At 48.2% G+C, this 25,717-nt stretch carries 23 protein-coding genes and 6 pseudogenes; 11 read left to right on the plus strand and 18 right to left on the minus strand.

Going from position 1 to position 25,717, the window contains the following annotated elements; translation table 11 throughout:
• Positions 1-191 precede the first annotated feature (191 nt).
• The 3 genes from IO95_RS13180 to IO95_RS13190 all read right to left on the minus strand — a co-directional run bounded on the left by IO95_RS13180 (position 192) and on the right by IO95_RS13190 (position 2,223).
• Entirely contained in the window at positions 192-1,226 is a 1,035-nt protein-coding gene (locus IO95_RS13180; protein WP_023492662.1) for a virulence RhuM family protein, read from the minus strand.
• Between the two features lie 415 nt (positions 1,227-1,641).
• On the minus strand, positions 1,642-1,974 hold the full coding sequence (mazF, locus tag IO95_RS13185) for an endoribonuclease MazF (protein ID WP_023492663.1): 333 nt from the start codon (positions 1,972-1,974) through the stop codon (positions 1,642-1,644).
• Positions 1,975-2,223, minus strand: a complete 249-nt coding sequence (locus IO95_RS13190) for an AbrB/MazE/SpoVT family DNA-binding domain-containing protein (protein ID WP_023492664.1) — start codon at positions 2,221-2,223, stop codon at positions 1,975-1,977.
• A gap of 414 nt (positions 2,224-2,637) precedes the next feature.
• Here IO95_RS13190 and IO95_RS26480 point away from each other — a divergent pair.
• Positions 2,638-2,799: pseudogene (locus tag IO95_RS26480) on the plus strand (transposase domain-containing protein); the annotation flags it as partial.
• 63 nt (positions 2,800-2,862) lie between these two features.
• Here IO95_RS26480 and IO95_RS13200 read toward each other — a convergent pair.
• Entirely contained in the window at positions 2,863-3,879 is a 1,017-nt protein-coding gene (locus IO95_RS13200; RefSeq protein WP_037384791.1) for a nickel/cobalt transporter, read from the minus strand.
• A 270-nt stretch (positions 3,880-4,149) separates the two neighbouring features.
• Between IO95_RS13200 and IO95_RS13205 the strand changes: the two genes are divergently transcribed.
• The 7 genes and pseudogenes from IO95_RS13205 to IO95_RS25225 form a co-directional block, all read left to right on the plus strand.
• Positions 4,150-4,638, plus strand: a complete 489-nt coding sequence (locus IO95_RS13205) for a DUF2946 domain-containing protein (RefSeq protein ID WP_152554915.1) — start codon at positions 4,150-4,152, stop codon at positions 4,636-4,638.
• 290 nt (positions 4,639-4,928) lie between these two features.
• Positions 4,929-6,923, plus strand: coding sequence for a TonB-dependent receptor domain-containing protein (locus tag IO95_RS13210; protein WP_369794339.1), 1,995 nt, complete (start codon positions 4,929-4,931; stop codon positions 6,921-6,923).
• Positions 6,924-7,163: 240 nt separating this feature from the next.
• Positions 7,164-7,880: a hypothetical protein gene (locus IO95_RS13215; protein WP_037384788.1), complete on the plus strand. Its 717-nt coding sequence runs from the start codon at positions 7,164-7,166 to the stop codon at positions 7,878-7,880.
• A gap of 295 nt (positions 7,881-8,175) precedes the next feature.
• Positions 8,176-8,396: pseudogene (locus IO95_RS24155) on the plus strand (transposase); the annotation flags it as partial.
• A 266-nt stretch (positions 8,397-8,662) separates the two neighbouring features.
• A complete protein-coding gene (gene zigA / locus IO95_RS13220; protein WP_023492827.1) occupies positions 8,663-9,886 on the plus strand; it encodes a zinc metallochaperone GTPase ZigA in 1,224 nt (407 codons plus the stop codon).
• Positions 9,887-10,090: 204 nt separating this feature from the next.
• Entirely contained in the window at positions 10,091-10,738 is a 648-nt protein-coding gene (gene zinT, locus IO95_RS13225) for a metal-binding protein ZinT (protein WP_037384785.1), read from the plus strand.
• A gap of 62 nt (positions 10,739-10,800) precedes the next feature.
• A pseudogene (locus IO95_RS25225) lies at positions 10,801-10,929 on the plus strand (IS630 family transposase); the annotation flags it as partial.
• Between the two features lie 157 nt (positions 10,930-11,086).
• Here the strand turns inward: IO95_RS25225 and IO95_RS13235 are convergent.
• The 3 genes and pseudogenes from IO95_RS13235 to IO95_RS24165 form a co-directional block, all read right to left on the minus strand.
• Positions 11,087-11,938, minus strand: a pseudogene (locus IO95_RS13235) (DUF4942 domain-containing protein).
• Positions 11,939-12,021: 83 nt separating this feature from the next.
• A complete protein-coding gene (locus tag IO95_RS26330; RefSeq protein WP_037384783.1) occupies positions 12,022-12,387 on the minus strand; it encodes a DUF5983 family protein in 366 nt (121 codons plus the stop codon).
• Positions 12,384-12,530, minus strand: a pseudogene (locus IO95_RS24165) (TA system toxin CbtA family protein); the annotation flags it as partial. The pseudogene IO95_RS24165 and the gene IO95_RS26330, both read right to left, overlap by 4 nt.
• A 9-nt stretch (positions 12,531-12,539) precedes the next feature.
• Here IO95_RS24165 and IO95_RS13245 point away from each other — a divergent pair.
• Complete coding sequence (locus IO95_RS13245; RefSeq protein WP_037384781.1) at positions 12,540-13,037, plus strand: hypothetical protein; 498 nt, start codon at positions 12,540-12,542, stop codon at positions 13,035-13,037.
• Positions 13,038-13,291: 254 nt separating this feature from the next.
• Here the strand turns inward: IO95_RS13245 and IO95_RS13250 are convergent, their stop codons facing one another.
• The 6 genes and pseudogenes from IO95_RS13250 to IO95_RS13275 all read right to left on the minus strand — a co-directional run bounded on the left by IO95_RS13250 (position 13,292) and on the right by IO95_RS13275 (position 17,795).
• Positions 13,292-14,272 carry a toll/interleukin-1 receptor domain-containing protein gene (locus IO95_RS13250; protein WP_023492581.1) on the minus strand — a complete coding sequence of 327 codons (981 nt, stop codon included), beginning with the start codon at positions 14,270-14,272 and terminating at the stop codon, positions 13,292-13,294.
• A 282-nt stretch (positions 14,273-14,554) separates the two neighbouring features.
• Positions 14,555-15,181, minus strand: a pseudogene (locus IO95_RS13255) (phospholipase D-like domain-containing protein); the annotation flags it as partial.
• Between the two features lie 62 nt (positions 15,182-15,243).
• Positions 15,244-16,737, minus strand: a complete 1,494-nt coding sequence (locus IO95_RS13260; RefSeq protein ID WP_051791232.1) for an IS66 family transposase — start codon at positions 16,735-16,737, stop codon at positions 15,244-15,246.
• 54 nt (positions 16,738-16,791) lie between these two features.
• On the minus strand, positions 16,792-17,127 hold the full coding sequence (gene tnpB / locus IO95_RS13265) for an IS66 family insertion sequence element accessory protein TnpB (RefSeq protein ID WP_023492906.1): 336 nt from the start codon (positions 17,125-17,127) through the stop codon (positions 16,792-16,794).
• Positions 17,121-17,402: a hypothetical protein gene (locus tag IO95_RS13270; protein WP_023492905.1), complete on the minus strand. Its 282-nt coding sequence runs from the start codon at positions 17,400-17,402 to the stop codon at positions 17,121-17,123. Before IO95_RS13270 ends, tnpB begins: the two co-directional genes overlap by 7 nt.
• Before the next feature lie 81 nt (positions 17,403-17,483).
• A complete protein-coding gene (locus IO95_RS13275) occupies positions 17,484-17,795 on the minus strand; it encodes a hypothetical protein (RefSeq protein ID WP_023492460.1) in 312 nt (103 codons plus the stop codon).
• 609 nt (positions 17,796-18,404) lie between these two features.
• Between IO95_RS13275 and pepT the strand changes: the two genes are divergently transcribed.
• The gene (gene pepT, locus IO95_RS13280; protein WP_023492462.1) at positions 18,405-19,637 is read left to right on the plus strand and encodes a peptidase T; all 1,233 of its coding nucleotides are present in this window, start codon (positions 18,405-18,407) and stop codon (positions 19,635-19,637) included.
• 57 nt (positions 19,638-19,694) lie between these two features.
• Here the strand turns inward: pepT and IO95_RS13285 are convergent, their stop codons facing one another.
• A complete protein-coding gene (locus IO95_RS13285; protein ID WP_023492464.1) occupies positions 19,695-20,816 on the minus strand; it encodes a cupin domain-containing protein in 1,122 nt (373 codons plus the stop codon).
• 254 nt (positions 20,817-21,070) lie between these two features.
• Between IO95_RS13285 and IO95_RS13290 the strand changes: the two genes are divergently transcribed.
• Positions 21,071-21,778: a GNAT family N-acetyltransferase gene (locus IO95_RS13290; RefSeq protein ID WP_023492466.1), complete on the plus strand. Its 708-nt coding sequence runs from the start codon at positions 21,071-21,073 to the stop codon at positions 21,776-21,778.
• A 186-nt stretch (positions 21,779-21,964) separates the two neighbouring features.
• Here the strand turns inward: IO95_RS13290 and purB are convergent, their stop codons facing one another.
• The 4 genes from purB to IO95_RS13310 form a co-directional block, all read right to left on the minus strand.
• On the minus strand, positions 21,965-23,335 hold the full coding sequence (gene purB, locus IO95_RS13295) for an adenylosuccinate lyase (RefSeq protein WP_023492468.1): 1,371 nt from the start codon (positions 23,333-23,335) through the stop codon (positions 21,965-21,967).
• A gap of 21 nt (positions 23,336-23,356) precedes the next feature.
• Positions 23,357-23,983, minus strand: a complete 627-nt coding sequence (gene hflD / locus IO95_RS13300) for a high frequency lysogenization protein HflD (RefSeq protein ID WP_023492469.1) — start codon at positions 23,981-23,983, stop codon at positions 23,357-23,359.
• 2 nt (positions 23,984-23,985) lie between these two features.
• On the minus strand, positions 23,986-25,089 hold the full coding sequence (mnmA, locus tag IO95_RS13305; protein WP_023492470.1) for a tRNA 2-thiouridine(34) synthase MnmA: 1,104 nt from the start codon (positions 25,087-25,089) through the stop codon (positions 23,986-23,988).
• Between the two features lie 111 nt (positions 25,090-25,200).
• Positions 25,201-25,647, minus strand: a complete 447-nt coding sequence (locus IO95_RS13310; protein ID WP_023492471.1) for an NUDIX hydrolase — start codon at positions 25,645-25,647, stop codon at positions 25,201-25,203.
• Positions 25,648-25,717: the final 70 nt, after the last annotated feature.

Here is a 25,717-nt window from a genome sequence, read left to right on the forward strand (position 1 = left end):
AATATCGTAATGATTTTTTTATTGAGATTTTTTGATTTAACGGGGGCGGTGAATATTTGGCGGAGATCACAGGAGTCGCATTTGATCGCTAGTGCTATTGAATTTACTTAATTTTATCGTGTTGGATTTTGGTTGGTGCCCCCTATAATGCCCCCAAAAAATTTTGCTTGTGGAAACTGGGGGCATTGAAGCTATTTTTTGGTATCGGTTTTCCACCGCAGTAAACCGGCGATATCCTTTTCCCCCTCAACTTCTTTTAAGCGGCGTTGCTGCTCAGCAAACTGGACGTATTCAGCCTGCGCTTTTTCATCTGCCGTTTTCTTACTTACCGTGCCTGTTCCTTGTAGAACCTCGCGGTCATTAAATTGCAGGAACTGATCCAGCTTTTCCTGCCAGTCACGCAGGAACACCTGCTGGCGACGCCTGGCCTGATCTTCGGCAAAATCCAGCCACATGTTGACCACGCGGTTAAGTTCGCTGACTTCGTCTTGATTGAGGTAGTTTTTCGCCACCGTCACATCGCTTTTACGCACCTCTTCACCTTTATAGCTACTCAAGCCCATATGGGGCTGGCTGGCATCAGCACGTTGGTGGATCAGTTCGGCAGCAGTATGACCGGTACAGGCAAAATGCAGTTTGTTCTGGATGGTTTGAAAAAACAGCGTTGTTTCTTTGAGTGAAGGTTGGTAGTCGGCGGCTAACGCAAAAATCTCCCGAACCCGCAAATAAACCCGCCGCTCGCTGGCACGAATATCGCGGATGCGTTCCAACATCTCGTCAAAATAGTCAGGCACGGCAGAGGAACCCACGGGCGGATTTTTCAGCCGCTCATCGTCCATCACAAAACCTTTGATCAGGTATTCCTGGAGCGTTTGGGTTGCCCACTGGCGGAATTGGGTACCTCTAGGTGAACGAACGCGGTAGCCAACAGCAAGAATGACGGGCAGGCTGTAGTGAAGCATATTACGATTTACCTGACGGCTCCCTTCCTGTTGAACTTGTAAGTAAGACTTACAGGTTGCGTTTTGCTCAAGTTCACCTTCGTAGATCGCTTTAATGTGTTGTGTGATGGCTTGGGGAGTGACCTGGTAAAGGTTCGCAATAGTCGCTTGAGGTAGCCATAGTGTTTCTTGTTCAAAGCGGCATTCAACGCGTACTTCACCGTCATCGCTGGCGAACATAACAAATTCACCTGCAGGGGATTGGGTTAAGTGTTTATCTGTCATGCCGCCCTCCGCTTTGATCCGACTTACAATGCTGTATCCGCGTAGTATGCCAGAGATCCACGTTGAAGCTCATTGCGTGCCTGGATAAGAGTACACATTTTTATCATCGGTTGCGCATGGCAGCAGTAGTGCAAAGCGGACGTTGGTGGGAGCTTTACACTATATTTGGGAGCGATGGGAAACATAAATACAGAATATCGATGCGGACTCGGAATAAACCAATAAGGCCTATGTTATTTAAAGATATTATTTTTCGATAATTCAAGGGGCCACCAATAGGGCACCCGGATGGTTTGGCATCAAAAAGGGAATAGGTTCGATACTGTTTTCTCCTGTCAGAGTATTAAATGTGGTTCAGGGTGGTTCCAAAACACGGCCCCATATCAAGCATCAGTTATCTTCCGGCGCGTATCCATCATCCGATTAGCGCCTTGGCTTTAGCTCTAATCTCTGCCAGTTCAGCAGGCGTCACTGTGCCTTTTTTAGTTATCTTCCTCGCTCTCCAGTCAACACAGGTCACTTGGTCAGCAAGGGCTACGCTTTCGCGGCTGCCCGATAATTCTACCTCAAAGGGGTAACCTTTAACCTTCGTGGTGCAGGGAACACAAAGCAGCAGGCCAACGGGATTATTATAGGAAAAAGGGCTAAGCACAACGGCTGGGCGGTAACCTCCCTGTTCGTGGCCTTCTACTGGATCAAAATCAATCCAGATCAGATCCCCGCAAGTGGGAACAAAGCGTGAAACCATTTAGAGTAATTCCTTTCCAACGGGTACACCGAAAGTTACCTTTTCGTGAAGGTTCTCTGGTGTGATGCCGGATAACAGCGACTCGAGGGAATATTCTTGCGTTTTTACCGGGATCAAAACGATCTGCCCCTCCTCGTTTATTTTCAAATCAAGTTTGTCTTCAACATGCAATGCTGCCGCTTGCATGATGCTGGCCGGTATCCTGATTGATGGGCTGTTACCCCATTTCTTTAACGTTACAGTAGCCATTTTCATTACCTCTCTTAAGCAAGTATATACACTGTATAGGATACACAATGTATCTACAACTGTAATAATTAATACATCAGGAGTTTCTGAACTGCCGAGAGTACGGTTGGGGATGTCAGTGGGTTTGGATATGCGGTTAATGTTTGGCGAAAATATCGTTCATCTGTAAGCGTGGCTAGTACCACACCTTCCGTTTAATGCGATGAGATATCATGCTCTTGTCTTTCAAATTCACAGAAGATGAGAGGCAATATGGCAAAGAAGAACCCTTGAACTCCCGAGGTGTAGTGTGAATTATTCAACGCACAGCAACGCTCCGGGCTCAATCAATCTAAGTTCTGCAAACGACACAACATCACACGCAGTGCTTTTTTCAATGCCAAAAAACGATTGGCACTCGACAGCACACCACAAGATAAACGGCTGGAGCGTGCCATCAAGCCATTTGTCATTGGCAGAAAAAATTGGATGCTGTCAAACACGCGCAGCGGTTCGCGGTCGTATAGTCTTGTTGAAACGGCAAAAGCCAATGGGCTTGTTCCCTTTGACTACCTGATACAGGTGTTTACCCAACTGCTGACCCTTGCCGATGAGAGTGAACTGGCATCGCTACCAGTTAGCAATGGTACACATGCACTCTTAGCAACCTGCAGAAATAAAATCACCATTGAAGCTGACTGGGATCACGGAGTTGAATAAGACCAACGCAAACAACAGTAGAATGATCCCCCCCGTCATCATGACTACTCGTGCAACCTGCGGAAGATAAGCATTCAAGACGGCACTACTGGTATTAATAATGAAACGCTCCCGCAGATGGTGCACAAGTGTTGCCAAGATCATAATCGAGAGCGCGGTGCCCAACGCCATACTCATGGCGGAAATCACTCCCCAGGTAAATATGCCAACTGCATTGGCAAAAACCAGGATCATAATTGCACCACTACAAGGGCGTATACCGATGGCGGCAATTACCCAAAGAGTATGGCGCCAGTCACCCGTCAGTTCACTGACACTAGGTAAATGCCGATGTCCGCAATCGCACTGTCCATTGTGACTGTATCCTCGTGAGGCTATAGCAGAGGGTAATACGGATGATCCCTGTAATATACGGAATGCCGATGGTCTTTTCGTAGATGATCTATGCGACTGCATTCCGCTGGCACGGCATAAAAGTATCAGACCAAAACAGGCTATGAACACAGCGCTCCCTTTCTCTACCCAATAGCGACTAAGGCTAAGATCGCCCATTGAAAAATTGAGGGTAATCGCTAATATCAGAACGAATAGGATAGCCATCAAGCCTTGCAACAGGCTACCGAGTAGAGTAATCAAAAGACTACGCGGCAACTGTTGTCGATGAGTGGCCAGATAGGTAGTGATGACAAACTTACCGTGTCCTGGCCCAATCGAGTGAAGAAATCCATAGGCAAAACTACCCAATGCCAGCATCACTCCACCGCGGTATTGATGTTCCCGTTGTTGCAAAAGGTAAGTTATCAGAGAACGGTGCATGTAAATCTGCATATTGATGCAAAACTGCACGAAATCAGCCCAGTGATGAATAACTAAACACAACGATACAACGAGTAGTATTCCTACCATTCCGATGCCAATAGTGCTTTTCAGCGTTATGTTTACCGATTGTGTTCTCATGACTTGTCAAGTTTGCGTTATGTTATCTTGTAAAGCATAACCTGAACGACAGGATCTACAAGTTGCGCATAGGGCACCTTGGTTTTCTGCCACTTTTAGTGTCAGATACAGCATCTGGTGATCCTTCGGATTTGTGTAGGATTGGAGATGGGATTTCGTATTGAACCATGATCAACTTCTTTATTTTGATAGATGAATAGAGTTTTTGTAACAATCCCCTTTCTCATTCGGTACTATAGCGCAACATTTTTTTAAAGTGCGGTTGTTCGGGTGCTATCGCTTTTTTCACTTTCTCGCCGCCAGTCCCCCATTTATCTGGCGTTGCTGGCAATACTGATGTTGTTCGTGGCTCCAGTGATTTCGAAATCGCTGGATCACCAGCGTGCCAGTCAGCCTTGTTCGGCAGCGATCGCCAGCACACACAATAATATGCCTGATATGGCGGCCATGCATCACGCCATGCCAGGTATGGAGCATGAGCTCCATGCTTCTTTGGACAGTGCCTGCGCTGTCTCCCAGAGCATGTCCCACCACCTGGCTTCAAAGCCGGGCAGTTCACCGATGGAGGACATCGCCTGCGGCTATTGTCAGCTCCTCATTCACTTACCGCTGATTCAGACTGTTTTCATTCCTTTTATCTGGCTGATACGGCTTGTTTCACAGGCACCGTTTTTGCCTGTCATTGTTGCTCCGTTACTGTCCGCTTGTTACTCCGAATACCAGCCCCGAGCACCGCCTAGCCTGTTTTCACTGCATTAAGTTTTGCCGTTCAGCAAGACAATAATTTACCGATCGCGAAACAGAGCCGGATACAGGCTCACCGTTTTGCGACGCTCTATGTTGGCCATTCCATATGGTGGTCAGCGAGTGCCTGCTTGGGAAAGGCAGGCCGATAAAAACAGGCTTTAACCATGAAAAATACTCGATTCTCTTTATCACCGCTGGCAACGATGATGGCCTTGATGTTCACCTTACCCGCGTTTGTTCAGGCTGAAGACGGCCATGAAGGACATCAGAATAGCGCGGCTACCCCAGATGATGCATCGGTAATGGTGGTTACTGCACCAGCCATTTCTCCACTGACGATCGTGACTTCACCTAAAACACCGCGCCAGCCGGTTCCGGCCAGTGACGGGTCTGATTATCTGAAAACCATTCCGGGGTTTTCTCAAATCCGTAACGGCGGAACCAATGGCGATCCGGTTTTTCGCGGTATGTTCGGTTCGCGTTTGCGCCTTTTGACCAACGGCAGTGAAATGCTCGGAGCCTGTCCCGCGCGTATGGATGCACCGAGCTCCTATATTTCACCGGAAAGTTTTGATCTGCTGACGCTGACCAAGGGGCCACAAACGGTGCTTTGGGGGCCGGGTAACTCTGCAGGAACCGTGCATTTCGAACGTGAGCGACCTTCTTTTGAGAAAGCCGGTATTCAGGGGGATGCCAGCCTGCTCGGGGCATCAAATAATCGTTGGGATCAAAATGCGGATCTCAGTCTGGGGAATGAGCAAGGTTACCTGCGCCTGATCGGCAACAAATCACGTTCTGACGACTACAAGGATGGTAACAACCAGCGAGTTCCTTCTCAGTGGGATAAGTGGAACGCGGATATGGCACTGGGGTGGACGCCGGATAAAGACACCTGGCTGGAGCTGACCGCAGGGCAAGGCGATGGCGAAGCGCGTTATGCCGGGCGCAGTATGGATGGTTCGCAATTCAAACGCGAAAGCCTAGGGATGCGCTTTGAAAAGTCCAACATCGGGGACATGTTCGACAAATTTGAAGCCAGCACTTATTACAATTATGCCGACCATATCATGGACAATTTTTCGTTGAGATCACCCGGCAGTATGTTAATGGGCGGCATGGGTTCGTCCATGGGCGCCATGCACGACAGTTCATCAATGAGCATGGGGACGTCATCGGCTATGGACATGTCATCCTCAATGAACACGGCGAGCAGTTCGAGCATGAATATGAGCATGCCCATGGCTATGCAACTTGATCGCCGGACCGTCGGTGGCCGCATGATGGGAACTTGGCTGTGGAGCGATATCAAACTTGAAAGCGGCGCAGACATGCAACAGAACACGCACCGTAATAAAGAAAGCGATAGCTGGGTGAAAGATGCTCGCTTCCGTAATTATGGCGTTTTTAGTGAGTTGACCTGGACAGCCACCGATCAGGATAAAGTCGTTAGCGGTGCGCGTCTGGATCGTGTGTTGGTAGATAACTTTACCGACACCGGCCTTGCAGGACGTAACGATGTGTTACATGCCGGGTTTGCCCGCATAGAACACTCGCTGGCAGACATGCCACTGATGCTGTATGCCGGTGTGGGTTATACCGAGCGTTTCCCTGATTATTGGGAACTGTTCTCTCCAACCTATGGGCCTGGTGGCAATACCAGCTCCTTTAATAGTGTAAAAGCGGAGAAAACCACTCAGTTGGATATAGGTGCACAGTACAGCACCAAGAAACTGAACGGGTGGGTGTCCGCCTACGTTGGGCATGTTAACGACTTTATTCTGTTCCGTTATGATCCCAACAATGCGCGCGTTAGCGAAGCCGATAACGTTAATGCCCGTATTACGGGGGGAGAGACTGGCTTCAGTTATAAACTGACGGACAGTTGGAAAACCGAGACCAGCCTTGCTTATTCGTGGGCTGAAAATACCCGTGACAGCAGACCATTGCCACAAATCCCACCGCTGGAAGCCCGCCTAGGGCTGTCATGGGAAAAAGGGGACTGGAGCAGTGCCGGTTTGTTGCGTCTGGTCAGCAGCCAGAACCGGATCGCCGAGAATGAAGGAAATGTCGTTGGCAAGGATTTTGCCGCCAGCCCGGGTTTTGCGGTCTTTTCTGCGAATGCGGCGTACAAAGTCAATCAGTACGTCAAAGTCAGCACGGGTGTCGATAACCTGTTCAACAAGGATTACAGCGAACACCTGAACCTTGCTGGAAACAGCAGTTTCGGCTATTCCGCGAATACGTCTGTTAATGAACCGGGGCGCACCTTGTGGGCAAAAGTTAACGTGAAGTTCTAACCCTTGTGATCTCGCCTTGGCGGTCGCCGCCAAGGCGATCAATTTTTTTGATAATCAATGGGTTTTTAGTTTTGGATTGCTTCGAATATCGTTGATAGTCAGTCCTTCATATTCTCATGGGGATAATGCCTTGTTATTACGTCATATTTTATTTTTTAGCGTCTCGACTGCTCACTTAAAAAATGGTTCTAGCGCGACTAGTATGTTCAGTTCAACCTTAACACTAATAACTATATCATCATGAAAAACTGGAAAAAATTCGCTTTAAAACTTCATCGCTATCTTTCTTACCTTATGTTCATTCAGCTTTTTTTATGGATACTAGGTGGGGTTGTTTTCTCCGTTATTCCTTTTAATGAAATCACTAAAAGTGGGAACGTTTTGGTCAAGCCAACGGTGATACTCCCTACAGGCTGGCAAAAGCATCTATCAACCTTAGGCAGTGAAGATATAACTAACATCACAACTTTCGTCAGCGCCATTGGTCCTGCTTATCGACTTCAGCAAGCATCAGGAAATGTTCTCACCATGACCATTGATGGCCAATCTTTCCCGCAAGTAACAGAGGAACAGGTTTCACAATTTGCAAAAACACTGCACCAGGGGGAGGGGAAAATTCAGCGGATAAAGCGCCTTGATAGCACAGAATACCGCTTAGGTATTGTTGATGAGATGTACGGAAAGAAGGGGGTCTGGCAAGTCCAGTTCGATGATGACTATGGTACTCGCCTCTATTTCGATGGCAGGACGGGGGAATATTTATCGGCACGTAATAACTTCTGGGCTCTTTACGATTTTTTCTGGCGTTTGCATATAATGGATTACCGTGACGGTGAGAGCTTTAATGGCATTTTGTTGCGCATATCGGCCATCGTAGCGCTATTTTTTACACTTTCGGGGATGCTCCTGACCTTTCTTGCTATAAAACGCAATATCAAGGGGGTATTACGACGTTAATACAATCCAACATGTCTTCTTGATGGAAGACATGTTGGAAAGAAAGCCTCAGTCGACCAGTATGATCATCGAAACGCGTCAAATGCGCCTCTTAATACGGCGGTTCTTATACGCCACACCGTATCTTTTTGTTTACAATGTCATTTGGTGAATGGTTCAGGTTTTTTAAATATTCCATTTAAAATCAGTTGGATATGCATTCTCAGAATGCGTAAGCGTAAACCCAGCGCCGTGCGTAGTCATTAAGCCAGTACTGGTAACTTAGACGTCCATCTGTACAGACGGACATCTAAGTATGGGATCCCAATCCTGGCGAAAGATCCCCGTAAGAATTATTCGAATGACTTCAAGCTCCGTATGGTTGAACTGGCTTCCCGTCCCGGAGCTTGCGTTGCTCAGATTGCCCGTGAAAACGGCGTCAATGATAACGTTATCTTCAAATGGCTACGGCTTTGGCAGGATGAAGGCCGTATATCACGCCGCCTTCCGGCAACAGTCGAATCTTCATCATCACCGACTACCCTTCGTCTTCATGCCTAACTGGCGCTGGATGGCACGATAATCGTGTGCACAGTACTGGTCATAAATCTTGGCGTTGACAACCCAAGGCCCCGGATAAATTGTCACTGTCGAACTGGTAATTACATTTATAACGTTATAACATAACAAATAAAGCAAAAATTGATGCTTCTCAAACGTCTGGGGAGATTTATCTCAACCAGCAGACGTGACAGATGGGCTGGTTAAAATCTGTCAATAATATGGTAGGAGAACCGTAAGCGATGTCAGACGTTTCAGTAGAGATGAAAAAAGATAGCCGACTACCCGTTACCGTTTTATCTGGCTTCTTGGGAGCAGGAAAGACCACGCTGCTCAATCATATCTTAAATAACCGTGAAGGCAGGCGCATTGCAGTTATCGTTAACGATATGTCTGAAGTGAACATCGATGCGGCCTTGGTCAGAAATGGTGGTGCAGAACTTTCCCGGACAGAAGAAAAGCTTGTAGAGATGACCAACGGCTGCATCTGCTGCACGCTACGCGAAGATCTGTTACTGGAAGTGAACCGGATGGCCAAAGAGGGGCGTTTCGACCAGTTGGTGATCGAATCAACCGGGATTTCGGAACCTTTACCGATTGCTGAAACCTTTACCTTTGCCGGTGATGATGGAGAAAGTCTGTCGCAGGTTGCCAAACTGGACACCATGGTAACGGTTGTAGATGCCTGGAATTTTTTAAACGATTATGAATCTGAAGACAGTATTCAATCACGCGGTGAATCTTTAGGGGAAGAGGACGAACGCTGCGTTGTAGACCTGCTTATTGAGCAAATTGAGTTCTGTGACGTGCTTATCCTCAACAAAACCGATCTGATAGATCAGGCTCAGAAAGAGCGACTCGTCGCCATTATCCGCTCTCTTAATCCCGTGGCAAAAATCATCAACGCGCAATATAGCGTGGTTCCACTGGATCAGGTACTTAACACGGGTCTGTTTGATTTCGATAAGGCGGCACAGGCCCCCGGTTGGTTGAAAGAATTACGTGGTGAACATCTGCCTGAAACTGAGGAATACGGTATATCCAGCTTTGTATTCCGGGCTCGTCGTCCCTTTCACCCCACCCGATTCTGGCAGATCATGGAAAATGAGTTGGCCGGTGTCATCAGGTCAAAAGGATATTTCTGGCTCGCCAGCCGCCCGGAATATGCCGGTACATGGTCACAGGCAGGGGGTGTAGCACATCAGGGGCTTGGGGGAATGTGGTGGGTAAGCGTTCCGCAAGAGGAGTGGCCAACGGATACAGAATCCCGCAACTTTATCGCCTCCCATTGGGTTGATAACGTAGGAGATGCTCGTCAGGAGCTGGTTTTTATCGGGATGGAAATGAATGAAAACGTATTACGCATCCGACTTGATGCCGCGCTACTCACGGACCAGGAAATGGCGGAAGGGCCCGAGAAGTGGCGCACCTATCCAGACCCTATCGAGCCTTGGTATGAAGAGTGATATTACGTATCCAACTCAACCGGATATCAAAGGTATATACTTGAAATAATTCGCGTTGTTTGTAGGCGGCAAGCGCTGACCAGCAGGGTAAGTGACAAATCTGCTTGCAGCAGCCCCGCACTTTGTGGGCCAAGTAATGCAGCCAACACCCAAGCAACTTGAAGTATGAAGGATACATTATAATTAACTAATCAGGAGTAATTGATGACACCGAATATTATCCCTACCCACCTACTCGGCTTAGCAATATTACTGACTGGCATTCCATCATTTGCCAACGCCCATAGTCATGGAATACCGCTAACCGAAGTGGAACAAAAAGCCAGTGAAGGTATTTTTGAGGATAAAGAAGTAAAAGACAGAAAGCTGAGCGATTGGGATGGCGTTTGGCAGTCGTTAAATTCTTATTTACTAAATGGGGATTTAGATCCTGTTTTAGCTCAAAAAGCGAAAAAAGGCGATAAAACGCAGGAAGAGTACAAAGCTTATTATAAAGAGGGCTATGCGACAGATGTTGATATGATAGGCATCGAGAACAATGTCATTGATTTTCATAAGGGTGATGCCGTTAATTCATGTAAGTACGCATACTCAGGATTTAAAATATTGAATTACCCTTCTGGTAAAAAGGGCGTGCGTTATCTGTTTGAATGCCAAGACAGTCAGTCCAAAGCACCTAAATATGTTCAATTTAGCGACCATATTATCGGACCACGAAAATCTCAGCACTTTCATATTTATACTGGTGATAAGTCTCAGGATATTTTACTGAAAGAGATGAATAACTGGCCTACTTATTATCCATATTCCTTAAGTAAAGAACAAATTGTCCATGAAATGCTGGCCCATTAATTTACCCCTTGATCATTGAAAATGCTTGATTTTGTTCGCTACGAGGATCATGGCTTTTTGCCATGATGATATTTATCACCGCAGAACAGAAAATCGAACTCGAACGCCTACATGATTCCAGTAAGGATAAGCTCGTTTGTGATCGCATAAAAGCTGTCCCTCTTGCTTCTGAAGGCTGGAGTTCTGTGATGTTCAAGTTAATCGGGTATAATCCCTGCAATGATCGCGTATTTCCCTTTATAAGCGTTTGCTTTTGGAACTTAACCGGCAGCCAGATTTAATAGTGCCCTACCAGAGGGCACCCTTAGATAAAGTTACAGCCAATGCAATCTCACATGTACCGTTGGCTTATACCCGTTCCGGCAGCACGCCAGGGTAATGTTTGGCAATAATATCGTTCATCTTGTCCATCAACTCAGGCTTTCTAAATGTCAGATGCGCTGACCCCTTCATGAAATATTTGATTGTAAAATACTCATCTTCATAAACCTCCGCCCTCAGTCGGTGGGCACTGATATGATCATACAGCCGAGCGGTGACATCCCTCCGATTATCCGGTATCGCTTTGCCCTCCAACAGGAACAACATTCGTTCAAGATCCGCTAATTGGTCCCGCCGGTAACTGTGGTTCAGCGTAAACCCCCATTGGTTGTAACTTACCAAACCGTTGACGATCACTTTCTTGCCAAATTTGCAGGGATGGTTGCTTTTGTAATCCCAGGAGAGCGATTTGAAGACGTTGATCACCCCTCGCTCGAATACTTCATCTTTGTTCTGATGCAGGTGCTCAAAGGTACTGAGTATGCTGGCTTCGCTGATGGCAGGAATAGTATCCCCCTCTAGGTTTCTGTACCACTGGTCACGGGCTTGAGCGTCCATCAAACTCAGCATGCCGGAGCGCTTCATCAGATCCCGCCATATAACGCGATCAAGATTGCGGGTGATCACTTTCATGGCCGTTTCTGCTTTTTCCATAAGCCAGCAACCGCAGCGGAAGTCTTGTCGCATGGCCCAATCTCTTGCCACTCCACCGCCAATACTGCTGGTGATGGCCTAGATACTCTCAAGCTGGTGAATAAGGGCTTTGATCTGTTCCAGCGCGGCATTACGACCAGTAACGATACGTTCAATGCTGGTGGAACAGATAACTTCGGTATGGCCGGTTAACACTTCTGGTTCAGTGTGGGTGAATGCTGACATGATTTAGTTTCCTTTATTTAAGCAAAACGCCACCCAGTGGGTAGCGTTGATGCTTGTTTAGGGGGAATACGTTATGGCGGTTATTACGTTGACTGATTTGCCATGGACTGAAGGTTGAGAACCATGTTCAAGGCCTGTTCCACACAAGGCAACAGTTTGCTGGAGTCGGTCATCTTTTCATCGTTATCGAAGATGAGCGTTGAGTGACAATCAATATTGTCCTGCAACCAGTCAATGAGGATTTGTAGCCCTTCTGCAAGGGGTAATGAGCAAGGCGAAGTCACACTGGCGTATTCGGATCCACTGGTTTTCTGCAGCGAATAACCGTGGTTATTGACCGCCTTCATCAATTCAGCCAGCTCGATACTATCAACATCAACGGCTATCCTCCCCATGTTCAATCCCAGTACGAGGATACTGTCGGCTTCAATATTCAGGTCGATTTTCACGGATGTGTCACCTGTCGTTGATTTTTACCATTGGTGATATGGGTGATGGCCTTGTAACCCCGGCGTTTCATCAACCCCGTTGCCTGTCTGGCCCGGAGAATATCGATAGGCGTAATAAACGGTGATTGTTCGCGGATACTCCACTGGAACGGATGCTGCAGGATCGCCAACAACTTTTAAGCGAATTGCGCAGCATACCGGAATTTGAGCATTGCGTGGGGGCATATTGGTATCTTGAATATGGCCATCAAAAAGGCTATTACCTGCATGGCACGTTTTTCTTCCCTACCGAAGATCCTGACACCGGGCCGATACTGGCGAAACACATCGGTGAATACTGGCAAAACACGGTGACAAAAGGTGATGGCTGTTACCATGCAAATACCCGTGTGCAAACCGAGTATCAGTATCCTGGCTGCCTTTTCGTGCAACAAGGCGATAACGATATGCTTAAGCAGTTGGAATGGTGGTTGATATGCATGACCTATGTGGATCAATTCTTCCCATTGGCGTTGCCTGAAGGGCAACACGCATTCGACACACAGCCCTATGTCTATTATTTACGCTCACAGAGTGATTGGACGGAAACCTCTCTCTACGAAGCAGAAATGATGAACGAATGGGTCGATAAGATGCGCAAAAAAGCGTAACGCGTTACCGGGTGAACTGCGCCACTACGGCAAGGATGCTGGTGGAGATGTGGTGCAGTTCACAATAGATGTGGCAGATTTGTTTAATCAGGTCTACGAGCATTTTCAGCAGCATAAAGTACAAAAATTTTTGTTAGCAGTGCTTTTGCTTGTGGCTATGACAACAGTCACCCATCACAAACGCTACATTCTGAATACGTGACTTCAAAGTTCCTGCAATCCCTACCCTGTACCAACGTCTGGTAAGTGAGTGTTTAGCGGGAACGCTGCTGAATTGAGTTAAAAAACATATCCCAGAGATGCTCAGCCATTCCTTCATTGGTAAGCAGTGAATCCTGCGAGCCCCTAGAACCCAAAAAACCCATCATTGGACGGAAACCAAGAATTTGCCCATTATCAGCAACTCTCAGACTTTCATTACAACTATTGTGGCTCACGCCATTCTGACTGTAGCAAATATCACCCAATCCCATATTTCGACTGCCGCGCCAAATACCACACTGACCAACTTTGCTACCATTTATATAAACAGCACAATTGAAGGAATCAGCGTCACGTTGGTAAAAATCAACTTCTAACCCCGCATGGCGCTTTTTGAGTTCGGCCAATGAATTTTCGAAAAAACGGGCAACATATTCGAAACCCTCACGGCAGGCCCGATCTTTATCGAGATCGGTAAAACTCTTTGAAAGAGAAAGGTTGCTAGATCGCGGCGTAAATATAGTATTTGTCGCCTGAAGACCTGGGTGGATTGAAGCAGGAGAATGAACATTTACACTCTGCTGAGGCTTTTTCGTCTCCATTTCTGCAATGGCACGAGATACCGCATCAACAACCTGAACATAACCTTCATCGTGGCTGGCAAATTTAGTTATGGGCTTACCGTCGATTGTCGCCGCCATAATGCTACCAAATGGCAACCGATGCCAGGCGCAATCTCTTAATATCACCGGGATGACTACTGCCTCGCCCCGCTGATGACGCTCTAGCGCGTTAGCCATCTCAACCTGATAGCAGTAATCAGACGCGATGAAATCGCTACTGATCAGCAGCAGAATAATATCAGCCTCGGAAAAATACTGGTCAATCTGGTGTTCAAACTCCTGCCCTGGAACGATGCGGCGATCATGCCACGTGGTGATCTTTCCCATCCGCTTCAAGGGCGACAGATGTTTTTCAAGCTCATTGCGTAATGCTTCATCCGCATGGGAATAGGAGAAAACGAGAGTAGTCATAGATGCAAGAAACCCCGATAGATAAAAACGTAAATACCGTCATTTTACGCCATAAACGTGAAAGAGTAATCCCCGTTTACTGTAAGTGATTACCCCTGAAATCAACCTTTCATCTGCAAAGCGTTACAACATAGCCAAGCAGAAGCGTAATCTCCCCGTTTGTAACCAAGAGTCTAACCCTACTACTTGGCACCGGGTTCCAATGAATATGGTGATTCATCGCATTGGCTTTAACTTTGGTACGCCGAACACCGATACCGTCCAAAATTACTAGCTTCAATCTTACAACTGACGCTGTTCCAAGCTGGTATAAATCGTTTTGATTTCACTTTTTAAGCTCTCGCCACGGTACACCATCGACGTATCGTACCGTTGATACTTCTCCTCTCGCGCGGCGCTGAACCAGTTAAACGACCCGACACACAATAGCCCCTCGTCCCCTATAATAATTTTACTGTGAACACGATTGACCAGCTTCGTCGCGATGCCTATCTCGTTCAGTTTTTCCAGCGCAGCGTGAAGACGCTGCTGCTTCTCTTTGCGCTTTTCGTAATCGGCGTGTTCAGTATTGTAATTCTTGTCCGTAACCACGGTGATATCAATGCCGCGCGAGCGCGCTTGGATCATCGACGTCAGAAAGCCTGTTTGTTCCAGCTTTTGCCAGGTCAACCAAGGAGAGACGATGGTAATGTTCTTCCCAATAGTGCCGAAGGTCTGGTTCAGAAACGCATCATGCTGTGCTACACCGTGCAGTGTCGAGATTTGTGTCTGTGCCCCGCTTAAATCTTTACGTTCCTGATACTCAAAGTGCAATGCGTTGTTGTCTGAAGCAAACAGGTATTTTGCCAACAATCCTCGCGGCGAAGAGCCGGGTTGGATCTCAAACAGATCCATATCGCCGAAGACCAGTGTAAGCATCCGGTGGTCTCACCTTGCGTAAATAACCTTATTGGTTATTCTGTTCGTACTAATTAGGCGAAGGTGTTTTTTGCGAAGGGTAGCAGCTCGTCCAGTTGGCTATTTTTCCATGTCGGTATATGAGTAAGAACGAAGCTCAACCAGGTAAAGGGTTCTATACCATTGAGTTTGGCGGTTTGTAGCAGACTCATGATACCGGCCATGCGCTGCCCGGCCAGCAGTGAACCTGCAAAGAGCCAATTTTTTCTACCCAATGCCACAGGACGGATGCAGTTTTCAATATGGTTGTTGTCAATGGGGATCGCGCCATCATCCAGATAACAGAGCAAGGCTGGCCAGCGTTTCAAGGCATGCAGGATAGCTTTGTGGATCCCCGAGTTACCAGGAACTTGATGTTGTTGTGCTAATAACAGGGCATGCAGCGTAGCCAGATGCGGTTTGGCATAACGGTTTCGCCATCGTTGCCGATTTTGGGTTGTTCGCGTTTTTATCAACCGCTCTAACTTGTACAACTCGCGGATGCCGTCCAGTACGCGTTTGGCCAGTGGGTGATGGTTAACTTTGTATTGCTCAAAGAACTTACGTCTGACGTGGGCAAGGCACCCGGCTTCTTTTATTGCGCCAGAAGCAAAGAGTGATTTATAGCCAGCATAGTCATCAACAACCAACGTACCGGTAAAACCGGTCAAAAAAGTCTGTGCATAGCCCCCATTGCGTCCAGGTTGGCAATCAAACATCACCATACGCTGCTCTGCCGCTGCCGGAGAAGCATACGCCCAGAGATAACCACGCTGTGTGGTGCCTTTTTTACCTGCCAGCAGGGTGAGTGGCGTTTCATCAGCGTGCAATACCTTCTGCTCACAGAGTAACGCATGCAACCGTTCGACAAGGGGTTTGAGTGCAACACCCACTTTACCCATCCAGTCAGACAATGTACTGATTGGTAGTGTTATTCCATCGCGAGCGAAGATTTGGCTTTGCCGATACAGCGGAAGATGGTCAACACATTTATTGATGGTGATATGTGCCAATAAACCGGGGGCAGCCTGACCTTTATCAATCACCTGCGCCGGTAACTCGGCACTGTGTACCGTCTGGCAGCACGGGCAACTGTATTGTGGACGCACCGTTTTTCTGACAATAAATTGTGCCGGAATATAATCCAGTGTCTCGTTGATTTCATCACGGAGAAAACGCAGTGGATCACCGCACTGTGGGCAGTTTGCGCTCTCCGGCTCTAGCCTGATTTCTTCACGTGGCAAGTGAGCGGGTAATGCCTGGCGCTTGGGTTTATTTACCGTAGCCAGTGGTGCTGCGGGCAAGGTTTTTTCCAGTTCAGCTTCCAGCGCACTAATATCAGTTTCACTGTCCTCATCCAACAGGCTGAGCTGAGCGGGTGAGAAGTTTTCTGCCTTGCGTCCAAACCGGGCTTGACGTGCCTGAGCCAGCAACTCAGCCAGACGAGTATTCTCACGCTGGAGTTTTATCACCAGCGTGCGTAATTGGTCATTAGTCAGGTCGGACGGCAATGTCATCATGGCAATCATATTACCACATTGATTAAATATCATCATTTAAATCAAATGATTATGTGGTTATTTTTATTGCCACTTCGTCAAAATTTGGCCTTCGACCTGTTGCCAGTCAATGCCTTTTATCAACCACGAAAATTGCTCGGTGGTCAGTGTCCAGGTGGTGTCACCTTCTCGAGGCCAGACAAAATGACCGCGATGTAATCGACGTACCGCCAACCAGACCCCGTGCTTATCCCAGCGCAACAACTTGATGCGAGTGCGTGCTTTATTACAGAAAATAAACGCGGCTTCACTTTGCCAGGTCTGACCGAGATGTTCGGCAACATATTGGGTTAACTTATCCACCCCACACCGCATATCTACGGGCTGGCGAGCAATCCAGACGTGTTCAGGGATCAACATGTCTGGAGTGCCTGAAGAACTTGGGGCAACTGGTGCAGTTGGCAGGAAATAGATAACCCGCCAGGTGTATTAACCGAGATGATGCCCGATGACGCTTTCACGGTTGTGGGAATAAAAGGAGTCACCGGGCTTTTAACCGCTTTATCAGCCTGCATTTTCCAATAATGAAAAGTGGCTAACTTCACGCTATTTTCACGGCAGTAAGCGGATTGGGAGAGTCCACTGTTTCTCCAGTTATCAAGATGCTGCTGTTTTTCCTCTTTACTGTATTGCATGGTCTATTCTCAGGCTTGTTATTCAATATCGAGAATAATGAAAGGAGTTATTAGCTGCAGCAAGGTGAGTTGCCCGGATGTTTACTTGAAAACGATGGCTTCACCATTTCCTTTGAAAAACATAAACCATGACATCAGTGGTGAAACTTTTTCGAAAACAACAGTACCTTCACTAAAGCGGAACTTTTTCTTTCCCTGCGAAAGCATTTCTGGCGTGACTTTAAGTTTCATCCAAAACATGACAATGCATATCCCAATGGTGGTACCAATAACACCAATAAGGGGTATACCACGACCGGTAAAGATAGCGGAGAGGAAAAAACCGCAAAAAACACCTAAAGCGGTCATCCATACGATTTTTTTACTCATTGAAAAAACACGTTCATTTGTCATTGTTTACCTTAATTCCATATAAAGTTGACGGTTGTTCACTTGGGGCTCAATAAGCCAAGCGAAGAATACTTGAAGAATAGTTTCATTATCAAGGCAGGGATACAGAAAGACACCCTGTACAAAGGATTAGGATGAGGTGTAAATTGTTTGTTATTTCAGCAGAGTATCAAAAAAACAATGATAGCTGGCCTAACCGGTCGATTTCGATAACGTTCTGAAAACACTTCAGGATGGTTACGCCTTAACGGGAAAAGATGCCATGGTTAACTTCGTTAATCAATTAGTTGAAATATTAACCATTAATCATGTGGCAACAAAATCTCAGGGTGATAGTTGATGTTGGCCTGGCAACAATTTGCGGTTCATTCTTTCAAGCGTTTGTTGGCAACAGTAACCAATAGTTTGAAGGGCACCGTTTTACGATAGGCGGGATAACCTTCCCGGTTGTTATTCAAGTCGCACCAGTCTGCAATCTGAATGGCCTAACCTATGATATTGATCATTACCGAACTTAATGATTATGACTCAATCTGACTATTAATGACCTGTCTCAATATTTTATCCAGATCGGTTCCGCATAATGAAATAAGCAATGTTGAGGGTGGAACCATGGATAAATTACTTGATCGATTTTTTAGTTATGTCTCTTTTGATACGCAGGCTAAAGCGAATGTAAAAAATGTACCCAGTACCGATGGGCAGTTGAAATTGGCGCGGGCCTTGCAACAGGAGATGATTGCGCTCGGTTTTGAGCAGGTATCCCTTAGTGAGCATGGCTGTGTGATGGGAACATTGCCTTCTAATGTGGCCTGGTCGGTTCCGACCATCGGATTTATTTCTCATCTTGATACCGCCCCGGATTTTTCTGGCCGTAATGTGGCTCCACAGATTGTGGAAAACTACCGTGGTGGCGATATTGCTCTGGGGATCGGCGATGAAGTGCTGTCGCCAGTGATGTTCCCAATCCTGCATCAAATGTTGGGGCAAACACTGATCACCACCGACGGTAAAACCTTGCTGGGTGCCGATGATAAAGCGGGCATTGCTGAGATCCTGACGGCCATGGTGCGCTTGACGCTGCGGAAAATTCCCCATGGTGATATTCGTATCGCCTTCACCCCGGATGAAGAAGTGGGTAAGGGAGCGCGTTTCTTCGATGTCGAGGCGTTTAATGCCGAATGGGCGTATACCGTTGATGGCGGTGGGGTGGGTGAGTTGGAGTGTGAAAACTTCAATGCGGCATCGGTGACGGTGAAAATTGTTGGTAATAATGTTCACCCGGGAACCGCCAAAGGGGTGATGGTCAACGCGTTATCATTGGCAAGCCGCATTCATCAAGCCTTACCTGCGGATGAAGCACCAGAAAATACCGAAGGTTACCAAGGGTTCTACCATCTCTCTGCCATTAAGGGGAATGTAGAGCGTGCCGAGATGCACTACCTGTTACGTGATTTTGAGCGTGAAGGCTTTGAGGCACGCAAGCGCAAGATGATAGAGGTGGCGCAGCAGGTGGGTAGAGGGTTACCACGGGATTGTTATATTGAAGTGGCCATTGAGGACAGTTATTACAACATGCGTGAGCAGGTGGCTGAGCATCCTCATATTATTGCGTTGGCGCAACAGGCCATGCGTGATTGCGATATCGAGCCGGTGATAAAGCCGATTCGTGGCGGCACCGATGGTGCCCAATTGTCATTTAAAGGTTTACCTTGCCCGAACCTGTTTACTGGGGGGTATAACTTCCACGGCAAACATGAGTTTATCACGCTGGAAGGGATGGAGAAGGCGGTAGCGGTGATTATGCGTATCGCGTCGCTGACCGCCGACCGCGCCAAAAAATAGCCGCTGACAGATAGGGGGCAGTGATTGCCCCACTATCGGGTGCGCGCCCATCAAGGTTCAGTCGTTAAAATACCAGTAACCACTGTTGATCAGCGCTGTCAGCAAGGAGAGGAAAGCCGGGTCGTTCAAGGCCTCTCCCAGCATGTCTGCATTAACCTCGAAGTGTTGGCAAAGTGCGTCGGCAGCTTGCAGATGCTCCGTACTGATTAGCTCACCATTAACGAAACATTGCTCACCAATCCGCAGTACCCGCAGCCCCCCCAAGCGCTGCAAACATTCCCCTTGTTGCAACAGGTCATAAATTTCCCCCGCCTGATAAGGGGGCTCTGGCGGTGCAATATCCAATTCATGGCGTGATTGAGAAATAAACTCCCCCAGCCAGCTTTGGAAATGTTCAGGTTGTTGAACCAGTTCCAATACCATTTGATGCAGTATCGCCGCTTCCTGTGGCAAAACTTCAGCCGGGTGCTCACGTAGTGCGATGTCCGGGTCGCTATAGCGTTGGTGACCTAACTCTTGGGCCAAAACATAGTCTGCATAGCCATTGAGCAGTTCACGGCCATTGGGTGCCCGCAGCCCTACCGAGTAATTCAGGGAGTTTTCCAGTGAATAACCTTCATGGGGAAAGCCGGGTGGAATATAAAGAATATCCCCTGGTTCCATTTCGCTATCAATAATGGCGTCAAAGGGGGCAACCTGTAGCAAATCAGGGTGCGGGCAAAACTGTTTCATCAATACTTTTTCGCCAACACGCCAGCGGCGGCTGCCTGTACCTTGAATAATAAACACGTCATATTGGTCAAGATGTGGCCCAACGCCGCCTCCCGGTACCGAAAAGGAGATCATCAGATCATCTATCCGCCAGTCGGGGAGTTTCCGGAATGGCCGCATCAAGGCACTGGAAGGGGCATGCCAGTGATCAACGGCCTGCACCAGCAGCGACCAGTTATTCTCATCCAGATGGTCGTAGCTGACGAAGGGGCCATGAGCTACCTGCCAACGCCCTTCTTGGTGGCTGACCAAGCGGCTGTCCACTTCACTTTCCATCGCCAACCCGGCCAATTCATCGGGGGAGATCGGGTCGATAAAATTTTTAAAGCCATGCTTGATAATAACGGGTCGTTTTTGCCAATAGCGTTGCAAAAAATCGTTCCAGTCCAAATCCAAGTGGTATTCCATAGTGTTATTCCAGGATAGAAGGGGGCCTAAAGCCGGCAGTTATTCAAGCTGCTGGGGCGTGCGACGGTATCAGAGAAGTTTACTCGAGTTACCGGCAGTCAGCCAATGGTGAGGCCACAATAGCTGAATTTAATCATAGTGGTGGCGGCCATGCTGGCGGGCAAAAGTCACCACCATGCAGGTATAGGCTAGATGACCAAGGTGGCGTATTCTGTTGGCATCGTTCAGGCTGGTTTTTATAGCGGTATCAATTTATGCGAATCAATCAATATGGTCAGCCGGTGGGTGATCCATTGCCGCAATGGCAAGCTTGTGCCAGACCAAACAACGTGGTGCTCAAGGGGCGGTTTTGCCACCTGGCATCGTTAGACTGCCAACGGGATTACTCTGCATTGTTTGCTGCCTATCAGCAGGCGCCAGATGGCTGTGACTGGACTTATTTATCAAGAGAGCGACCAGACACCCCTCAGCAGTTATTAGAACACTTGGAAAAACTGCAAGCTGACTCTTCACTGGTGAATTTAACGGTGTTTGATGTGGCAAGCCAACTGCCCGTAGGCACCGTGGCGTTTATGCGCATTGAAGAAAAAAGTGGCGTGCTGGAGATTGGCCATATCTGCTGGTCACCATTGATGCAACAGCGCGCTATTGCAACCGAAGCGATTTACCTGATGTTGCGCCATACCTTCGATGAGTTGGGGTATCGCCGCTGTGAATGGAAATGCGACAGTTTGAATGCCCCTTCAAAACGTGCAGCCCAGCGTTTTGGTTTCAACTATGAGGGGCGGTTCCTTAAGGCAATTGTTACCAAGGGACGTAACCGGGATACCGACTGGTTTGCGTTAACGGATGACCGCTGGCCTGCAGTTCGCTCGGCCTTAGAACAGTGGCTGGATAGGCGCAATTTTGATGCCTCGGGCCAGCAGTTACAGCGGCTACAGGAGTTTATGCCACAGTTATAGTGGGCCAGATTTTCCTATCGCTAGTACAAATAGCGAAAAAGAGAACAGAGCGCTCAGGCTTGGATAATCCCCACAGGGTGAACCGCCTAGGGTGGCTCGACCTGTGGGGGAACAGCATGCTCCGTTTCTGGTTGATTCACTTTAGTGGTTATCAACTCGTCACTTGAGCATGGTTTGCAGAAACAGTTATTTCAACTCATCAACCATGGTAATAGCGCGACCAATATAATTGGCTGGTGTCATGGCTTTCAGACGTGTTTTTTCCTCTTCCGGCAGGGCCAGGCTGTCGATAAAGGCCTGCATACCTGCTGCATCTACCCGTTTGCCACGGGTTAACTCTTTGAGTTTTTCATACGGCTTTTCGATGCCATAGCGGCGCATAACGGTCTGGATCGGCTCTGCTAACACTTCCCAGTTATGGTCCAGTTCATCCAGCAGGTGCGCCTGATTGACTTCGAGCTTACTGATGCCTTTCAGCGAGGACTGATAAGCAATTAAGGCATAACCGATACCCACACCCAGGTTGCGCAGCACGGTGGAGTCGGTCAGGTCACGCTGCCAACGGGATACCGGCAACTTACTGGACAAGTGGCCCATAACTGCATTGGCCAAGCCAAGATTACCCTCGGAGTTTTCGAAGTCGATAGGGTTGACCTTATGGGGCATGGTGGAAGAACCAATCTCACCAGCAACGGTTTTTTGCTTGAAGTGATTCAGAGCAATGTAACCCCAAATATCGCGGTCGAAGTCGATCAGAATCGTATTGAAACGGGCAACACAATCGAACAGCTCGGCAATATAGTCATGGGGTTCAATTTGTGTGGTATAGGGGTTCCAGTTAACGCCAAGTGAAGTGACAAACTCTTCACTGAAACGGTGCCAATCAACTTGCGGATAGGCCGCAATGTGGGCGTTGTAGTTACCCACAGCCCCATTGATTTTACCAAGGACTTCCACTTGCTCTAACTGGCGATATTGGCGTTCCATCCGGTAGACCACATTCGCCAGTTCTTTCCCTACCGTAGAGGGTGTCGCGGGCTGACCGTGGGTACGTGACAGCAGCGGAATATCGCGGTACGCCTGTGCCAACTGCTTGATGGCATCGATGATTTTACGCCAATAGGGGAGCAACACCTCCTGACGTGCGGTTTGCAGCATCAGGGCATGTGACAGGTTGTTGATGTCTTCAGAGGTACAAGCAAAGTGGATAAACTCTGATACTGCATGCAGCGCAGGTACGGTGGCGACTTTCTCTTTCAGGAAGTATTCCACGGCTTTTACATCGTGGTTAGTGGTCCGCTCGATCGTCTTGATGCGCTGAGCATCTTCTTCACTGAATTCGGCAACGATTTTATCAAGGTAAGCGTTTGCGTCAGCGGCAAATGCAGGAACTTCGGCAATTTCAGCGCAAGCGGCCAGTTTTTGCAGCCAACGTACTTCAACTTGAACGCGGAATTTTAGTAAGCCGTACTCGCTGAAAATGGTGCGCAGTACGCTGACTTTTTCACCATAGCGTCCATCAACGGGGGAAATGGCGGTCAGTGAGGATAATTCCATCGGTAGCAACTCCTGGGAAGGTTAACAATGAGCAAGGATATCTTGTGCCTGCTTGAGCAGACGACTACGGGAAAACATTAATTGCAGGCGGCTACCGCCAACCTGTTGCCATAGCACAGCGGCACGGATACCGGCGAGCAGAATGGCACGAACTTTGGCTTGAACCTGCGTGTTCTGCAGGATAGCGGGTGAACCAGCAACCTGGATACGCGGCCCGAGTGGGGCGATAACGTCAACATAAATACCTGCCAGCGAACTAACGATGGTATCCGATCCCAGTTCAAAGTGCGCTAATTGGCGCTCTAACTGACTTAACCGCTCGCCGAGGGTATTCATTGCTTCTTTGTTGGCGTTTAACTTGCGCTCCAGCACCATTAAGCTAAGCGTATAGCGTGTCAACTCGGCACCTAGCCCTTTATTATTGGCATTGAGCACAGCGATCAAGGTTTCCAGGCCCATCTTCAAGTTACGCTCCTCACCACCAAATACCGCCAGTGTGGAGGGGGGATCCATCTGCAACAGGCTGTTGAGCGAGGTATGGAACGCTTCGTTGTCCATTTGCCCGTCATGTGCCAATTGCTGTACCAAACGGGCTGATTGACTGACCCCGGCCATCGCCAGTGTAATGTCGTAATAATTCTTCGCCACAACTACTCCTGTATCCGTTGTTCGATAATGCCACCGCCCAGGCAGATATCACCCAGATAAAAGACCGCCGACTGCCCTGGGGTGACGGCGGCAACGGGTTCATCGAAATGCACTTCAATACGGTCGGCATCAAGAGGGGTCACCAGGCAAGGGACATCTTGCTGGCGGTAACGTGTTTTTACTGTGCATCGTAGCGGTTGCGTCAAGGGTAAACGATCAACCCAATGCAGTTGTTGTGCTACCAGGCCAGTGGACATCAGGCGTGGGTGCTCGTGCCCTTGGGCCACAATCAATATATTGTTGGCGACGTCTTTGTCTACCACGTACCAAGGGTCTTCTGCACCATCCTTGATACCGCCAATCCCCAGCCCTTTACGTTGCCCCAGGGTGTGGTACATCAAACCTTGGTGCTGCCCCAGGGTTTGCCCATCTACCGTGATAATGTCACCGGGTTGTGCGGGGAGATAGCGCGCCAGGAAATCACGGAATTTACGTTCACCGATAAAACAGATACCGGTTGAGTCTTTCTTCTTGGCGGTCACCAGCTCCAGTTGTTCTGCAATACGGCGCACTTGCGGTTTTTCCAGCTCACCAACCGGGAACAGGCTTTGCGCAATCTGCTCATGACTCAGGGTATACAGGAAATAACTTTGGTCTTTGTTGCCATCAACACCGCGCAGCAGACGGCTTTTACCGTCAACATCCTGCCGGCGGACATAGTGGCCGGTAGCAATATAATCTGCCCCCAGATCTTCTGCGGCAAACTCAAGGAATGCTTTAAATTTAATCTCTTTATTGCACAGGATATCGGGGTTGGGTGTGCGGCCAGCCTGATACTCGGCAAGGAACAGTTCGAATACGTTATCCCAGTATTCTGCAGCGAAATTGACCGTATGCAACTCGATGCCCAGCTTGTCGCAAACCGCTTGTGCGTCGGCCAGGTCGGTGGCGGCTGAGCAATACTCTTCGTTGTCGTCCTCTTCCCAGTTTTTCATAAACAGCCCAGCGACCTGATATCCCTGTTGCTGTAACAGATAAGCAGTAACGGATGAGTCGACGCCGCCGGACATTCCGACGATCACTTTTTTCTGGCTGTTGTCTGACATGGTGATCTCACGAACTGAGCAATAAAAATGAGCGCAGGATTTTACCACGTTGGGCGTCAGTGCGCACGGTCGTTATTTTAAGCCCCAGGAAGGAGCCTTACTGAGTGTGGCTTAAAAGGGCCAATTAAAGCTGGCAATAAGGGATAACGGATAACGCTCCGCTTGCTGATAACAGCGGATGCTTTCGCTTACCAACGGCGAGCGCAGGTTATCGGCGCTAAAAATCTGCTCGGCGGTTAGCCACAGGCAGCGATCAATATCATCGTCATGGGGGGTGGTTTCGCAGGGGGAATCTAGCTCAATCACAAAACAGAAACGCAAAAATGGCGTGCCATCTGGAGCCAGCCATTGGTGCATACGTAGAAACGTGTGTGGTGTGGCATGGATCCCGGTTTCTTCCCAGAGTTCACGCTCTGCAGCCTGAACCAGGGTTTCATCTGCTTCGAGATGACCGGCGGGCTGATTCCAGAGTGCTTTATTGTTAATGGTTTCTTCAACGATTAAAAATTTACCGGCGGCATGAACAACACAAGCGACAGTGACGTGTGGTTTAAACATAGATTATTTATCCTTGGTGGCTTGCAGCCTATTTTTATCGGTAAATTAATAGAATTACATCATGCATAAA

The sequence above is a fragment of the Serratia sp. DD3 genome, from assembly GCF_000496755.2.

Bases quoted from the DNA above. Each gene is read 5' to 3' on its own strand.
- tnpB (WP_023492906.1), bottom strand. From the start codon at position 17,127: ATGTTGATCCCTGAACACGTCTGGATTGCTCGCCAGCCCGTAGATATG.
- zigA (WP_023492827.1), top strand. From the start codon at position 8,663: ATGTCAGACGTTTCAGTAGAGATGAAAAAAGATAGCCGACTACCCGTT.
- IO95_RS13215 (WP_037384788.1), top strand. From the start codon at position 7,164: ATGAAAAACTGGAAAAAATTCGCTTTAAAACTTCATCGCTATCTTTCT.
- mazF (WP_023492663.1), bottom strand. From the start codon at position 1,974: ATGGTTTCACGCTTTGTTCCCACTTGCGGGGATCTGATCTGGATTGAT.
- zinT (WP_037384785.1), top strand. From the start codon at position 10,091: ATGACACCGAATATTATCCCTACCCACCTACTCGGCTTAGCAATATTA.
- IO95_RS13245 (WP_037384781.1), top strand. From the start codon at position 12,540: ATGCTGCAGGATCGCCAACAACTTTTAAGCGAATTGCGCAGCATACCG.
- IO95_RS13180 (WP_023492662.1), bottom strand. From the start codon at position 1,226: ATGACAGATAAACACTTAACCCAATCCCCTGCAGGTGAATTTGTTATG.
- mnmA (WP_023492470.1), bottom strand. From the start codon at position 25,089: ATGTCAGACAACAGCCAGAAAAAAGTGATCGTCGGAATGTCCGGCGGC.
- IO95_RS13275 (WP_023492460.1), bottom strand. From the start codon at position 17,795: ATGACAAATGAACGTGTTTTTTCAATGAGTAAAAAAATCGTATGGATG.
- IO95_RS13270 (WP_023492905.1), bottom strand. From the start codon at position 17,402: ATGCAATACAGTAAAGAGGAAAAACAGCAGCATCTTGATAACTGGAGA.
- IO95_RS13260 (WP_051791232.1), bottom strand. From the start codon at position 16,737: ATGATTGCCATGATGACATTGCCGTCCGACCTGACTAATGACCAATTA.
- IO95_RS13210 (WP_369794339.1), top strand. From the start codon at position 4,929: ATGGTGGTTACTGCACCAGCCATTTCTCCACTGACGATCGTGACTTCA.
- IO95_RS13190 (WP_023492664.1), bottom strand. From the start codon at position 2,223: ATGGCTACTGTAACGTTAAAGAAATGGGGTAACAGCCCATCAATCAGG.
- IO95_RS13285 (WP_023492464.1), bottom strand. From the start codon at position 20,816: ATGGAATACCACTTGGATTTGGACTGGAACGATTTTTTGCAACGCTAT.
- pepT (WP_023492462.1), top strand. From the start codon at position 18,405: ATGGATAAATTACTTGATCGATTTTTTAGTTATGTCTCTTTTGATACG.
- IO95_RS13290 (WP_023492466.1), top strand. From the start codon at position 21,071: ATGCGAATCAATCAATATGGTCAGCCGGTGGGTGATCCATTGCCGCAA.
- IO95_RS13310 (WP_023492471.1), bottom strand. From the start codon at position 25,647: ATGTTTAAACCACACGTCACTGTCGCTTGTGTTGTTCATGCCGCCGGT.
- IO95_RS13250 (WP_023492581.1), bottom strand. From the start codon at position 14,272: ATGACTACTCTCGTTTTCTCCTATTCCCATGCGGATGAAGCATTACGC.
- purB (WP_023492468.1), bottom strand. From the start codon at position 23,335: ATGGAATTATCCTCACTGACCGCCATTTCCCCCGTTGATGGACGCTAT.
- IO95_RS13200 (WP_037384791.1), bottom strand. From the start codon at position 3,879: ATGAGAACACAATCGGTAAACATAACGCTGAAAAGCACTATTGGCATC.